Consider the following 13236-nt stretch of genomic DNA (forward strand, 5'->3'; position numbering starts at 1 on the left):
GTCGCCCGCCGCCCGGGGGTCGTGGGCGGCGGGCGACGTTCCTGCCTGATGGGTCCGGACTCGCGACTGCCCGGAGCCCCGGTGCGGTCCGCGGCACCGCACCTCTCAGGGTCGGGTGCCGCGAAACACCCACCCCGAGGGGGTTTGGAACGAACGTTCGACTCAATCGAACACTCGTTCTAACTGCTGCTGACAGTACACCCTCCCCCCGACGAAAATGCAACGTGTGACGCGCCGACCTGTCCGACCACCGACTCTCCGGGCGCCGACGCAGCGTCGCCGACTCTCCGTCGCCGACGACGAACAGCTCCGCCGGCGAGCGGCAGGCCCGCAGGGTCACCAGCTGCGCCTGGCGTGGCCTGGCTACATCCCCTGGCCGGGTACCGGGAAGAATGGCGGGATGCAGTCACACCCGAACGTCCGGGCGGTGCAGGACGCGCTCGACGCCGCACAGGCGCGCAACGGCTCCGACGCACCGGCCACTGTCCGCCTGTTGCCCGACGCCGTGCACACCGCCGCAGCCGCCGCCGAGGCGCTCGGCGTCGACGTGGGCGCCATCGCCAACTCGCTCGTCTTCGACGCCGACGGGGCACCGTTGCTGGTGCTGACCTCCGGCGCGCACCGGGTGGACACCACCGGTCTGGCCACCCGGCTCGGCATCACCCGGCTGCGTCGGGCCACTCCGCAGTTCGTCAAGGAACACACCGGCCAGGTGATCGGCGGGGTGGCCCCGCTGGGCCACCCGCAGCCGCTGCGCACCCTGGTGGACAACACCCTGGACAAGTACGACGAGATCTGGGCCGCCGGTGGCGTACCGCAGGCGGTCTTTCCCACCACGTACGCCGAACTGCTGCGGATCACCGGCGGCACCCCGACCGACGTGGCGTGAACGAGCGAAGCGAGCGAACCATCAAGCACAGCAGCGTGGTGCCTCGCGCCGGCGGCGAGCGCAGCGAGGCGGCGGCGTGAGCGAGCCCGAGCGCGTCCCGGAGCTGGTCACCCTGCACGTGTGGCGGATTCCCCGAACGGCCGTGGGTCGGGCGCTGGTCCGGATGGCGCGGGATCCGCGCCGGTTGCGCGCCCTGCCCGGCGTACGGTTCGGCAAGCTGCTCGGCACCGGGACCGGCACCGGCTTCGGGCCGGGTGACGCCGACCTCACCCGCTGGGCGGCGTTGACGGTGTGGGACTCCCCCGTCGCGGCCACCCGGTTCGCCGCCTCACCGGTGGGCCGGGCCTGGTCCGCCGTCGCCGAGGCCGGCGTCCGGCTCGACCTGCGGCCGCTGAGCAGCCGGGGTGCGTGGTCCGGTCGGCGGCCGTTCGGCGAACCGGCCGGTGGCCGGGTGACCGGGCCCGTGCTGGCCCTGACCCGGGCCCGGTTGCGGCCGACCCGGGCGCTCACCTTCTGGCGGGCGGTCCCGCCGGTGGCCGCCGCCCTGCACGCCGCGCCCGGCCTGCTGGCCCGCTTCGGCATCGGCGAGGCCCCGCTGGGCTGGCAGGGCACAGTGAGTGTGTGGCGTGATCCGGCGGACCTGGTGGGGTTCGCGTACCGTCACCCGGAGCACCGGGCCGCTATCACCCGGACGGAGACCGCACGGTGGTACGCGGAGGAACTCTTCGCCCGGTTCGAGGTGCGTGACGTGATCGGTGACCGGACGGTACTGGGGTGGGTCGACGGCGACCCGGCGAAGGGTGGACGGGCATGAGGTTGGTGCGGTGGACACCGGACGATCTCCTCCGGCGGCTGGACGACGTGGTGGCCGTCTACGGCGAGGCCATGGGCTACCGCGCCGACCTGCTGGAGGCCCGTCGCGGCTACATCGCCACCCATGTACGCCGGCCCGGCTTCCGCGCCGTGGCCAGTCTGACCACCGAGGGACACCTGGCCGGCTTCGGCTACGGCTACCTCGGCGGCCCCGGCCAGTGGTGGCACGACCAGGTCTGGCGGGCGCTCGACCCGGCCATCCGGCAACGCTGGCTGACCGGCTGCTTCGAGGTGGTCGAGTTGCACGTACGCCCACCGGCTCAGGGGCACGGCCTGGGTGCCGGGCAACTGCGGGCCCTGCTCACCATGGCCGAGGGTGCGACCGCACTGCTGTCCACCCCGGAGGCCGACGAGCAGACCTCGCGCGCCTGGCGGTTGTACCGCCGGTTCGGCTTCGTCGACGTCCTGCGCGACTTCCGCTTCCCCGGTGACGAACGCCCGTTCGGGGTGCTCGGCCGGGATCTGCCCCTACCCGCACCCGAGCAGCCGCCCGCCCGGTCATGACCGCGCGATCATCGGCCCGCGCCGCCCGGGCCTACGCCTGGGTGCTGCTGGCACTGCTGGTGCTGGCGCAGATCTGCTACCCGCTGACCAGCGGGTCGACCCGGGCCCGGCTGACCGTGGCCACCGTCGTGCTCGGCTACCTGCTCTCGGTCGGTCACGCCCTGCTCGGCAGGGGGTCACGTACGGCGCTCGCGCTGGTCGTGTTGGCCACCGGCGGCGGTTTCGCCATCGAGGCCCTCGGGGTGGCCACCGGATTCCCGTTCGGCAGCTACGACTACTCCGGCCAGCTCGGCCCGAAACTGGCCGGGGTGCCGCTGATCATCCCGCTGGCCTGGACCTGGATGGCCTGGCCGGCCTGGCTGGTGGCGACCCGGCTCGTCGGTACGACGACCACCGGCGGCGGGCCGGCTCGCGGGTGGTGGCGGTGGCCGGCGCGGATCGGACTGGCCACGCTCGGACTGGCCACCTGGGACCTCTTCCTCGACCCGCAGATGGTCGCCGAGGGGCACTGGGTGTGGCGCGACGCCACCCCGGCACTGCCCGGGCTGGCCGGCATCCCGGTCAGCAACTACCTGGGCTGGCTGCTGTTCGCCGTGCTGGTGATGGCCGCGCTGCGCCCGCTCGCCGGGCCCGCCGTGACCGGCACCGACGTCCGTGACCATCCGATGTACGCGCTCTACCTGTGGACGTACGCCTCCAGTGTGCTGGCCCACGCGGTCTTCCTGGACCTGCCCGCCTCCGCGCTGTGGGGCGGAGCCGGCATGGCGGTGATCGCGGTGCCACTGGCGGTGACGCTGCTACGGGATCGGCGGATCGGCGGCGACCACGCCACTGCGGAGCGCACCCGGGCCGACGTCGCGGCATGACCGGCCCGCTCGTCGTACTGCTCGTCGTCGTCGCGTTGACCGCGCACACCGTGGTCAACGCCGGTCAGTGGCTGCGCCGACCGGCCGACCGGCCGGTGCAGACCACCGAGCGGGTGACCGTGCTGCTGCCGCTGCGCGACGAGGCCGACCGGGTCAGCCCGTGCCTGCGGGCGCTGCTCGCCCAGCGTGGCGTACCCGGGCTGCGGATCGTGGTGCTCGACGACGGCTCCACCGACGGCACCACCGAGGTGGTCCGCACGCTGGTCGGCGACGATCCACGGGTCACCCTGCGCACCGGGGTCGCCCCGCCACCGGGCTGGCTGGGCAAGCCACACGCCTGCTGGCAGTTGGCCGGTCATGTCGAGGAGTCGGCCGACGTGCTGGTGTTCGTCGACGCCGACGTGGTGCTTCACCCGTACGCCGTGGCGGCGGCGGTCACCGAACTGCGCGCCACCGGGGCTGCGCTGCTGTCGCCGTACCCGAGGATCGTGGTGCGGACGGCGGCCGATCGGCTGGTGCAGCCGTTGTTGCAGTGGTTGTGGCTGACCTTCCTGCCGCTACCCGCGATGGAACGCTCGCCACGGCCGTCGCTGGCCGCGGCCGGCGGGCAGTTCCTGGTCGTCGACCGGGCCGGCTACCTGCGGGCCGGGGGGCACGCGGCGGTCGCCGACCGGGTGCTGGAGGACATCGAGCTGGCCCGCGCGGTGAAACGTGCGGGCGGCCGGATCGCGCTGGCCGACGGCTCCCGGCTGGCCTCCTGCCGGATGTACGACACCTGGCCGCAGCTGCGCGACGGCTACACCAAGTCGCTGTGGGCCTCGTTCGGGCATCCGCTGGCCGCCGCGCTGGTGGTGACCCTGCTGCTCCTGCTCTACACCGCGCCGCCGCTGGTCGCCGTGGCCGCCCTGCTGGCCGGGGCACCGGCACTGGCCGGGGTGGCCGCCCTGACGTACCTGGCGGGGGTGGTGGGACGGGTGGTCAGCGCCCGCGCCACCGGCGGGCGGGCCTGGCCCGACGCGCTGAGCCACCCCGTGTCGGTCGCGGTCCTCGGTTGGCTGACCCTACGGTCGTACCATCTGCGCAAGCGGCGGCGCCTGTCCTGGCGCGGCCGTCCGGTCGGCTAGATCCGCCTGCGGCGGGCCGGGAGCGAGGACTTCGACACGGTCTAGGAGGACGCGGCATGGCGCGGATCGTGGTCGTCGGTGCCGGGGTGGGCGGGTTGGCCACCGCCGCTCGGCTGGCCGTCACCGGGCACCAGGTGACCGTCCTGGAACGGGCCGACACGGTCGGCGGCAAGCTCGGGCGACACACCCGCGACACCGAGGCGGGCGCGTTCCACTTCGACACCGGGCCCAGCCTGCTCACCCTGCCCGAGGTCTTCCACGAGTTGTTCGAGGCGACCGGGGCGAAGCTGGACGAGTACCTCGACCTGGTGCCGCTGGACCCGATCGTGCGGCACGTCTTCCCCGGCGACGCTCCGGTGCTGGATTCCTGTGCCGACCCGGTGGAGTTCACCACCCGCATCGGCGCGGCCCTCGGCGACCGGGCCGCCGCCGACTGGCAGCGGTTGTGGCGACGCGCCGGCCGGGTGTGGCGGGCCAGCGAGCACGACATCCTGCGCCGCCGCGTCGACTCGCCCCGGGACCTGGCCCGGCTGGCCTGGCGACTGGGCGACCTGGCCGCCATCCGGCCCGGGCAGAGCCTGCGCGGACTGGGCCGGGCCCACCTGTCCGATCCTCGGCTGCGGATGCTGCTGGACCGGTACGCCACCTACACCGGCGCCGACCCGCGTCGGGCCCCGGCCGCCCTGGTCGCGGTGCCGTACGCCGAGTTGACCTTCGGCGGCTGGTACCTGCGCGGCGGTCTGGGCACCCTCGCCGACGCGCTGCTCTCCCGCTGCCTGGACCTGGGCGTGGTGGTGCAGACCGGCACCACGGTGACCCGGATCGACGCCACCGGCGGCCGAGTGCACGGGGTACGCGTCGCCGACCGTCGCGCCCCGATCCCCGCCGACGTGGTGGTGGCCAACGTCGACGCGCTCACCGTCTACCGTGACCTGCTGCCCGACGCGCGCCGGCTGGCCGGGCTCACCGACCGCAGCCTGGCCGGGTTCGTGCTGCTGCTCGGCGTACGCGGCGGCAGCGGGCTGGCCCACCACAACGTCTTCTTCCCGCGCGACTACGACGCCGAGTTCGACGCGGTCTTCGGTGACCCGGGTCGGGGCGTACGGGCCCGACCGGCCGCCGACCCGACGATCTTCGTCACGGTGGCCGACGACCCGGCGGTCCGCCCGGACGGCCACGAGGCGTGGTTCGTGCTGGTCAACGCCGCCCGGCAGGGCACCGCGCCGGGTGCGGTCGACTGGCGGCGGCCGGGGCTGGCGCAGGCGTACGCCGATCGGATCCTCGACGTGCTCGCCGAACGCGGCGTGGACGTCCGCGACCGGCTGGTTTTCCGCGACATCCGGACCCCGGCCGACCTGGCCGCCGCCACCGGCGCCCCGGGCGGCACCATCTACGGCACCGCCGGTGGCATGTTGCGCCCGGCCAACCGGGGTCCGGCGCACGGCCTGTGGCTGGTCGGCGGCTCCAGCCATCCGGGCGGCGGCCTGCCGATGGTGACCCTGTCCGCGCAGATCGTCGCCGACGAGATCGGCCCCGCCTGGTAGGTGCAAGGAAGGGCACCCTATTAACGCCTCGGGTAGAGGAAGGGCCCCTTGTTAACACTCGGCGAGGCGGTCAGCCGACGTCGATCAACGCCCGGCGTACGGCGGAGAGCAGTTGCCCCAGCCCGAAGGCCGCCAGCAGCACCCACACCGCGGTCGCCATGGTGATGGTGCCGGCGGCCAGATCGGGCTGGATCAGCCCGGTCAGACCGGCCAGCAGCAGTCCCACCACGGCCACGCAGACCCGGGTGGGTCGCTCCCCCACCGTCACCGCACCGATCTCCCGCATCCCGGCGGCGACCGCCCGGGCCCGGACGTACTCGTGCAGCCAGGACAGCGCGCCGGCGGCGGCCACCAGCGCACCAGGCGCGCCGACCAGCCAGAACGCCACCAGCCAGGCAGCCTCACCGATCCGGTCGGCCAGCGAGTCGTAGACGTAGCCGAGCCGCGTCGTGCGGCCGGTGGCCACCGCCACCGCCCCGTCGACGCTGTCGGCCACCGAGGCGAGCAAGACGAACAGGGCACCGAGGAACGGCCCGTCGCCTGACCGGACCGCGAACAGGGGTACGCAGAGGCAGAGCAGTACGCCGACCGCCGTCACCGCGGTCGGACCGACCCGCAGTCGGCCCAGCAGAAACCCGAGATGGTACGACAGGCGCAGCCAGCCGCGTACCACCGGTGTGGCGGCCCGGGGGTCGAACCCACCGTGCAGTCGGGCCCACGCGGTGGCGTACTCGTTCCAGTTCAGCTGTCTGCCCACCACGGTTCAACCGTTGCGGCGGCGCTGAGGTATCGCGCCGGGAACCTCACGTCGCGGCGCCCACCCGCAGGTTCTGCCAGATCTCCCGGGTCGCGGTGGACCGGTTGAAGGTGATGAAGTGGATGCCCGGAACGCCCTCGTCGAGCAGCCGCTGGCACATCTCGCTGGTCTGCTCGATACCGAGCCGGCGGACCGCCTCCGGGTCGTCGGCGACCCGCTCGAACCGGGCGGCCAGCGCCGGCGGGAAGGGCGCCCCGGACAGTTGCACGGAGCGTTCGATCGTGCCGATGCGGATCACCGGCATCACCCCGGCCAGGATCGGGGTGTCGCAGCCGGCGGCGGCCACCCGGTCGCGCAGGCGGAGATACTCGTCGGCGTCGAAGAACATCTGGGTGATGGCGAAATCGGCACCGGCCCGACACTTGCGGACGAAGTGCTCGGTGTCGGTGGCGGCGTCCGGCGAGCGCGGGTGCCGGTACGGGAAAGCGGCCACACCGACGCTGAAGTCGCCCGAACGGCGCACCAGGCGGACGAGATCCTCGGCGTAGTCGACGCCGTCGGGGTGCCGAACCCACTCGCCGGTCGGGTCACCGGGCGGGTCGCCCCGCACCGCCAGCACGTTGCGTACCCCGGCACCGGCCAGCCGTCCGATCACGTGCCGCAACTCGGCCACCGAGTGGTTGACCGCGGTCAGGTGGGCCATCGGCAACAGGGTGGTCTCGGTGGCCACGCGTTCGGTGACCGCGACCGTGGTGTCCCGCGTCGACCCGCCGGCACCGTAGGTGATCGAGACGAACGACGGCTGCAACGGCTCCAATTCGCGGATGGCCTGCCAGAGCTGCCGCTCGCCCTGCTCCGTCTTCGGGGGCATGAACTCGAAGGAGAAGGTCGGCTGGCAGTCGCGAACCAGCTCCCCGATCGCCGGTTGCGGATTCGGGAGGACCGAGGGTAGACCGAGCGCCACACATCGACTGTAGCCGGACAGGCCGGGTATCCCCATCAGCTTCCCAGAGTAAGGACCATTGATCGTCCTCGATTTAAGCTGCCAGCACGCCAACGGCGTGCATCCGACTGCCGGCTCAGCAGCGACCCGAGCGCCGCTGCCGGCCCAGGATCGGGGCACACCCGGCGGCCGTAACCGGCCGGCGGGAAACGTCGGACCCCTGGGATATCACTGGGTTCAGCGCGAGTGTGGTCGTTCGACCGCACGGGGGCCGCGTGGGGGTCACGATCCGCCGGTGGGGGTCCAGTCCGGGCCGACCACCAACGTGCGCGACCCCGGAGGACCCATGCCGCCGCACCCGCCCGACCCGCTGTGCGGGCCACTGCTGACCCGGTTACGACGCGCCCGAGGTTGGAGTCAGTCCCGGCTCGCCGCCGAGTTGTGCGCCGCCGCCGGCGTACCGACGCTCAGCCGGCACGAGATCTCCCGGTGGGAGCGACAGCGGCGCACGCCCGGCCGGTTCTGGCACGCCTGGCTGGCCACGGTCCTCGGCATGCCGACCAACCCATCGCTCGATCCACCGACCGCCGCGCCGGAGGCGACCGACGCAGGCGCCGACGTCCCTCCCCGCCCCGGGCAGGCCTCCCGCGCGACCGGCGGGCCAGACAGCCCACCGGCCGACCCACCGATCGCCGCACGGGGCCGCCCGGCGACAGGGCCGACTGTGGCTACCGGTGGTGATGGGGCGCATCCGGCGGGCGATCGCGATCGCCGGGTCGACCGCTGTCGGCCGGCTTCGGCGCGCCCACCGGCGCACGCCGTCGGACGTGCCGCGACGCGCCGGAACGTGGGTGGGTCAGCGCGCCGCGACCTGACCCATTAGCGTCGGGACGTGACCCACGCTGCTCCTGTCTCTCCCGTCGACCGGGCCGGCCTCCGCCAACGGGTGGACCAGGCCCTGTCCGACTTCCTCGCCGGTCGCCGGTTGTGGATGACCGACCTCGATGCCGCCCTGTTGCCGGTCGCCGAGGCGATCGAGGCGTTCGTGCTGGGCGGCGGCAAGCGACTACGGCCCGCCTTCGCCTACTGGGGATACCGGGGTGCCGGCGGGGTGGACACCGACGCCGTGGTGACTGCCCTCGCCGCACTGGAGTTCGTCCAGGCCAGCGCACTGATCCACGACGATCTGATGGATCGTTCGGACACCCGGCGAGGCGAGCCGGCAGTGCACCGACGATTCGCCGCCTGGCACCGTACGGCCGGTTGGGGTGGCAGTGCGGACGGCTTCGGCGACGCGGCGGCGATCCTGCTGGGTGACCTGTGCCTGGTCTGGTCCGACGAGTTGCTGCACTCCGCCGGGCTGGACCCCCGGACGGTGGCCCGGGCCCGGCCGGACTTCGACGAGATGCGTACCGAGGTCACCGTCGGGCAGTACCTCGACGTGCTGACCCAGGCCACCGGGGACACCTCGCTGGAGCGGGCCAGCAAGATCGCCCGGTACAAGTCGGCGAAGTACACCGTTGAACGACCGTTGCTGCTCGGCGCGGCGCTGGCCGACGCTCCCGTCGACGTGCGGGTCGCCTACTCGGCGTACGGGCTGCCGCTGGGCGAGGCGTTCCAACTGCGCGACGACGTGCTGGGGGTCTTCGGTGACCCGGCCCAGACCGGCAAGCCGGCCGGCGACGACCTACGCGAGGGCAAGCGCACCTACCTGGTGGCGGCGGCCCTGGAGGCGGCCGACGAGGCCGACCGAGCGCTGCTGCTTGCCAGGCTCGGTGACCCGGATCTGGACACGGCCGGCGTGGCACGACTACGGGACCTGATCACCGCCACCGGCGCACTGGCCCGCACCGAGCAGCGCATCGTCACGCTCACCGACGCCGCGCTCGCCGCGCTGACCGCAGTCGACCTGGACACCGAAGCCCGCCAGTCCCTCGTCGACCTGGCCATAGCCGCCACCCGCCGCGCCGACTAACCCCTCTTCTCTTACCTTCCCCTCCCCGCCCTCCTCGCCGTCACCCGCGCCCCTCCTCGCCCCGCCCCTCCTCGCCCCGGGCCGCCCCGCCCCGCCCCGCCCCGGCCCGCCCCGGCCCGGCCCGGCCCGGCCCGGCGATCTTGCAGTTCTGGTCACGCTTATGGGTAATTTGCGCCATTTGCGGGGACACAAAGTGCAAGATCGCCGGGCGGAGGAGGGACGGGCACGGGGAGGGGCGAGGGCGGGGAGAGGGAAGGGGGTGGGGGTTAGAAGCCGAGGGCTTGGGCGCGGCGTTTGATTTCGCGGGCCTGGTCGCCGGCGAGGGCGGCGGCGGGGGTGCCACCCGGCAGCGTCGGGTCGGGTTCGAAGAGCCAGCGCAGCGCCGCCTCGTCGTCGTAGCCGGCGTCGGCCAGCAGGTTGAGCACGCCGGGCAGGTGCTTGAGTACGGTGCCGTTGGCCACCAGGTCGGCCGGGATCCGGCGGACGCCGTCGCGGCGTACCGCGATCAGTTCCCGATCCCTGATCTTCTGGTGCACCTTGCTGATCGTCAGGTCGAGCCGTTCGGCGACGTCCGGCAGGGTCAGCCAGTCCGCCGGTTCGGCGGGGGTGGCCCCAGACGCAGCACTGTCGGTGGGTACGGAGTCGGTCACCCAATCACCCTGCCACGTCGCCCCGGCACCGGGTCAACAGCCTCCCGGCAGCGGTCCTGACCAGGGCCGACCAGCGGCGGCTGAGCAACGGCGGCCCCGGGAGAACGCATGCGGCGGTAGCATCCTGTTCAACCTTCCTCCCCCGACACATAGACTTCCTGCCGATGGACACACAGGTCGCCGACACGTTGCTGGGCTCGCTGATCGACGGGCGCTACCGCATCCGCGGTCGCGTGGCCCGTGGCGGCATGGCGACCGTGTACACCGCCACCGACGAGCGGCTCGAACGCACCGTGGCGGTCAAAATCATTCACTCGTCCCAGAATCCGACCGGCCGCGCCGGTCTGGCCGGTTTCGTCGACCGGTTCACCGACGAGGCCAAGACCATCGCCCGGCTGACCCATCCGAACGTGGTGGCGGTCTACGACCAGGGCAGCCATGCCGGGATGCCGTACCTGGTCATGGAGTACGTGCGGGGGCGCACCCTGCGTGAGGTGCTGACCGAGCGGCGTCGGCTTAACCCGGACGAGGCGCTGGCGATCACCGAGCAGATCCTCGCCGCGCTCGCCGCCGCGCACCGGGCCGGACTGGTGCACCGCGACGTCAAGCCGGAGAACGTGCTGGTCGCCGAGGCACCCAGCGGCGGCCCGGCCAACCTCGTCGACAGCGTCGTGAAGGTCACCGATTTCGGGCTGGCCCAAGCCGTCGAGGCGAGCACCGATCACGACAGCGGCAACCAACTGATGGCCACCGTCGCGTACGTCGCCCCGGAACTGGTCACCACCGGTCGCGCCGATGCCCGCACGGACGTCTACTCCACCGGCATCGTGCTGTTCGAGATGCTCACCGGCCGGGTGCCGTACGACGGTGATCGTCCGATCGACATCGCCTGGCAGCATGTCGACCGGGACGTACCGGCGCCGTCGACCCTGGTGCCCGGCCTGCCGAAGGTCCTCGACGACCTGGTGGCCCGAGCCACCCGCCGCGACCCGGCGGGCCGTCCGGCCGACGCCGGGGCCTTGCTGGCCGAGGTGCAGGTGGCCCGGGACGGGATCGGCAACGCGCACGCCCAGACCGCCATGCTGTCCGCGGTGGCCGACGGTCCGGCGGTCGCCCAGCCGACCATGGTGGTGGCGGCGGTCCGCCCCGCCGAGCGGCCGACCTGGGCCCGGCTGCCGGAGGGTGGCGCGCCCACCCGGGGGCGTCGTCGGGCGGTTCCGGACGAAGACGCAAGCCGGTTCTCTCAGCTTGCCGGGTGGCGTGCCCGACTGTTCGGCGATTCGAGCAGCCGCCTCGCGGTCGCCGCCGTCGTGGTGGTGCTGGGCCTGGTGGCCGCCCTCGGCGGCTGGTGGTTCGGCGTTGGCCGCTACACCACCACGCCGCAACTGGTCAGCATGACCAAGGCCCAGGCGGAGGCGCAGGCGGCGCAGGGCGGCTTCACCCTGCGGTACGCCGACCCGCGCCACGACGAGCAGATCCCGCGCGACGGTGTGGTGGCGCAGGAGCCCACCTCGGCCGCCCGGATTCTCAAGGGCGGCACCATCACGCTGACCCTGTCGCTGGGCCCGGCGCGGTTCCCGATGCCCGATGTGGTGGGCAAGGAGTTCGACCTGGCCGAGACCGACCTGGTCAACGCCCAACTGAAGGTCGCCAAGGGCAGCGCCCGATACGACGACAGCCTGCCCGAGGGCGTCGTGGTGGCCACCAAACCGGAGGCCGGCAAGGAGGTCGAGCCGGGCGACGAGGTCACCGTCATCCTGAGCAAGGGGCGCGCCCCGATCACGGTGCCGAACCTGGTCGGCAAGAACCTCAACGAGGCCCGTACCCAGATCGCGCAGCTCGGCCTGGTCCTGGTGGAGCCCACCTACAAGCAGTCCGACAAGCCCCGCGACGAGGTGCTCGGGCAGAGCCCGGCCGACGGCAGCGGGGTGGAGAAGGGCGCCCAGATCCGGCTGGAGGTCAGCGAGGGTCCGCCGCTGGTGACCGTACCCCGGGTCATCGACCTGCCCTGCCAGCAGGCCAAGCAGGTGCTGGAGAGCCAGGGCTTCCCGGTGGCCGTGCAGTTCAACCCGGCGGCCGTGGCCCGGTTCCAGAACCCGAACGAGAACGCGCAGGTGGCGCCGGGCACCCAGGTCACCATCGGGTGTTTCTGATGGCGGCCACGGATTCCGGCCACCGGCCCATCGGCTCGCACACGCCCACCTCGGGCGGGTTGGCGAAGGCGGCGCTGCCGTACCTCGACGCCGCCGGCTCCGAGGTGGCGCAGGTCTACGTCGGCAACTCCCGAGGTTGGGCGATGCCGGCCGGCGACCCGGCTCAGGACGCCCTGTTCCGGGACGGCTGCGCCGAACGGGACGTGGCTGTCTACATCCACGCTTCGCTGCTGGTCAACCTGGGCTCTCCGACCGCGGCGACGGTCAAACGATCGCAGCAGACCCTCGCCCACGCGCTACGCCGAGGCGCCGCGATCGGCGCCCGCGCGGTGGTGTTCCACGCCGGCAGCGCGGTGGACGCCGGGCATGCCGAGGCGGCCATGCGGCAGGTACGCGAATCTCTGCTGCCACTGCTGGACTCGACCGCCGAAAGCGGCGGGCCGATGCTGCTGGTCGAGCCGAGCGCGGGTGGCGGCCGGTCGCTGGCCTGTCGGGTGGAGCAACTCGGCCCCTACCTGGACGCGGTGGACCGGCATCCGTGGCTGGGTGTCTGCTTCGACACCTGCCACGCCTGGGCGGCCGGGCACGACCTAGCCGCCGAAGGCGGCATGACCGAGACGCTGGACACCCTGGTGGCGACCGTCGGCGCGGATCGGCTCCGGCTGGTGCACGCCAACGACTCGAAGGACCTGTGCGGCTCCACCCGTGACCGGCACGAGAACATCGGCAAGGGCAGTATCGGCGAACCCGCCTTCGCGGAACTGATGCGCCACCCCGCCACCGCCGGCGTACCGATCCTCGTGGAAACCCCCACCGACCACCACGAAGGTCACGCCGCCGACATCGCCACCCTCCGCCGCCTCCTCCCCTAATGGGAGGTGTCGGGTCGGCTGGGAGGCAGACTCGATGTCCGGTAGCTGCGGGCGAGTGAGCACTCCCTCCCCTTGGACCGGTGAGT

Annotated in this window: 13 protein-coding genes; 10 read left to right on the forward strand and 3 right to left on the reverse strand. The window is 73.1% G+C overall.

The window, feature by feature from the left end; all coding sequences use genetic code 11:
* The first annotated feature begins 400 nt into the window (after positions 1 to 400).
* The 6 genes from AB0M35_RS28830 to crtI all read left to right on the forward strand — a co-directional run bounded on the left by AB0M35_RS28830 (position 401) and on the right by crtI (position 5800).
* The gene (locus tag AB0M35_RS28830; RefSeq protein ID WP_363749330.1) at positions 401 to 889 is read left to right on the forward strand and encodes a YbaK/EbsC family protein; all 489 of its coding nucleotides are present in this window, start codon (positions 401 to 403) and stop codon (positions 887 to 889) included.
* Positions 890 to 965: 76 nt separating this feature from the next.
* Positions 966 to 1703 (forward strand): monooxygenase, encoded by a 738-nt coding sequence (locus tag AB0M35_RS28835; RefSeq protein ID WP_363749332.1) that lies wholly within the window; start codon positions 966 to 968, stop codon positions 1701 to 1703.
* Positions 1700 to 2266 carry a GNAT family N-acetyltransferase gene (locus AB0M35_RS28840; protein ID WP_363749334.1) on the forward strand — a complete coding sequence of 189 codons (567 nt, stop codon included), beginning with the start codon at positions 1700 to 1702 and terminating at the stop codon, positions 2264 to 2266. Before AB0M35_RS28835 ends, AB0M35_RS28840 begins: the two co-directional genes overlap by 4 nt.
* Positions 2263 to 3132 (forward strand): carotenoid biosynthesis protein, encoded by an 870-nt coding sequence (locus AB0M35_RS28845; protein WP_363749335.1) that lies wholly within the window; start codon positions 2263 to 2265, stop codon positions 3130 to 3132. Before AB0M35_RS28840 ends, AB0M35_RS28845 begins: the two co-directional genes overlap by 4 nt.
* Entirely contained in the window at positions 3129 to 4256 is a 1128-nt protein-coding gene (locus AB0M35_RS28850; protein ID WP_363749336.1) for a glycosyltransferase family A protein, read from the forward strand. The genes AB0M35_RS28845 and AB0M35_RS28850 overlap by 4 nt, the downstream gene beginning before the upstream one ends.
* A 56-nt stretch (positions 4257 to 4312) precedes the next feature.
* The gene (gene crtI, locus AB0M35_RS28855) at positions 4313 to 5800 is read left to right on the forward strand and encodes a phytoene desaturase family protein (protein WP_363749338.1); all 1488 of its coding nucleotides are present in this window, start codon (positions 4313 to 4315) and stop codon (positions 5798 to 5800) included.
* 70 nt (positions 5801 to 5870) lie between these two features.
* Here crtI and AB0M35_RS28860 read toward each other — a convergent pair whose 3' ends face one another.
* Positions 5871 to 6560 carry a CDP-alcohol phosphatidyltransferase family protein gene (locus AB0M35_RS28860; protein ID WP_363749340.1) on the reverse strand — a complete coding sequence of 230 codons (690 nt, stop codon included), beginning with the start codon at positions 6558 to 6560 and terminating at the stop codon, positions 5871 to 5873.
* 43 nt (positions 6561 to 6603) lie between these two features.
* Positions 6604 to 7521: a methylenetetrahydrofolate reductase [NAD(P)H] gene (gene metF / locus AB0M35_RS28865; RefSeq protein WP_363749342.1), complete on the reverse strand. Its 918-nt coding sequence runs from the start codon at positions 7519 to 7521 to the stop codon at positions 6604 to 6606.
* Positions 7522 to 7846: 325 nt separating this feature from the next.
* Between metF and AB0M35_RS28870 the strand changes: the two genes are divergently transcribed.
* Both AB0M35_RS28870 and AB0M35_RS28875 read left to right on the forward strand, forming a co-directional pair.
* On the forward strand, positions 7847 to 8383 hold the full coding sequence (locus AB0M35_RS28870; protein WP_363749352.1) for a helix-turn-helix domain-containing protein: 537 nt from the start codon (positions 7847 to 7849) through the stop codon (positions 8381 to 8383).
* Positions 8384 to 8392: 9 nt separating this feature from the next.
* Complete coding sequence (locus AB0M35_RS28875) at positions 8393 to 9475, forward strand: polyprenyl synthetase family protein (RefSeq protein ID WP_363749344.1); 1083 nt, start codon at positions 8393 to 8395, stop codon at positions 9473 to 9475.
* Positions 9476 to 9741: 266 nt separating this feature from the next.
* Here the strand turns inward: AB0M35_RS28875 and AB0M35_RS28880 are convergent, their stop codons facing one another.
* Entirely contained in the window at positions 9742 to 10125 is a 384-nt protein-coding gene (locus AB0M35_RS28880) for an Rv2175c family DNA-binding protein (RefSeq protein WP_363749346.1), read from the reverse strand.
* 164 nt (positions 10126 to 10289) lie between these two features.
* Here AB0M35_RS28880 and pknB point away from each other — a divergent pair, with 164 nt between their 5' ends.
* Both pknB and AB0M35_RS28890 read left to right on the forward strand, forming a co-directional pair.
* Positions 10290 to 12278 carry a Stk1 family PASTA domain-containing Ser/Thr kinase gene (gene pknB, locus AB0M35_RS28885; RefSeq protein ID WP_363749348.1) on the forward strand — a complete coding sequence of 663 codons (1989 nt, stop codon included), beginning with the start codon at positions 10290 to 10292 and terminating at the stop codon, positions 12276 to 12278.
* Positions 12278 to 13150, forward strand: a complete 873-nt coding sequence (locus tag AB0M35_RS28890) for a deoxyribonuclease IV (RefSeq protein ID WP_363749350.1) — start codon at positions 12278 to 12280, stop codon at positions 13148 to 13150. The genes pknB and AB0M35_RS28890 overlap by 1 nt, the downstream gene beginning before the upstream one ends.
* Positions 13151 to 13236: the final 86 nt, after the last annotated feature.

This window comes from Micromonospora sp. NPDC051196, from assembly GCF_040682415.1.
Lineage (GTDB): Bacteria > Actinomycetota > Actinomycetes > Mycobacteriales > Micromonosporaceae > Micromonospora.

Bases quoted from the DNA above. Each gene is read 5' to 3' on its own strand.
- AB0M35_RS28830 (WP_363749330.1), top strand. From the start codon at position 401: ATGCAGTCACACCCGAACGTCCGGGCGGTGCAGGACGCGCTCGACGCC.
- AB0M35_RS28840 (WP_363749334.1), top strand. From the start codon at position 1,700: ATGAGGTTGGTGCGGTGGACACCGGACGATCTCCTCCGGCGGCTGGAC.
- AB0M35_RS28845 (WP_363749335.1), top strand. From the start codon at position 2,263: ATGACCGCGCGATCATCGGCCCGCGCCGCCCGGGCCTACGCCTGGGTG.
- AB0M35_RS28850 (WP_363749336.1), top strand. From the start codon at position 3,129: ATGACCGGCCCGCTCGTCGTACTGCTCGTCGTCGTCGCGTTGACCGCG.
- crtI (WP_363749338.1), top strand. From the start codon at position 4,313: ATGGCGCGGATCGTGGTCGTCGGTGCCGGGGTGGGCGGGTTGGCCACC.
- AB0M35_RS28870 (WP_363749352.1), top strand. From the start codon at position 7,847: ATGCCGCCGCACCCGCCCGACCCGCTGTGCGGGCCACTGCTGACCCGG.
- pknB (WP_363749348.1), top strand. From the start codon at position 10,290: ATGGACACACAGGTCGCCGACACGTTGCTGGGCTCGCTGATCGACGGG.
- AB0M35_RS28890 (WP_363749350.1), top strand. From the start codon at position 12,278: ATGGCGGCCACGGATTCCGGCCACCGGCCCATCGGCTCGCACACGCCC.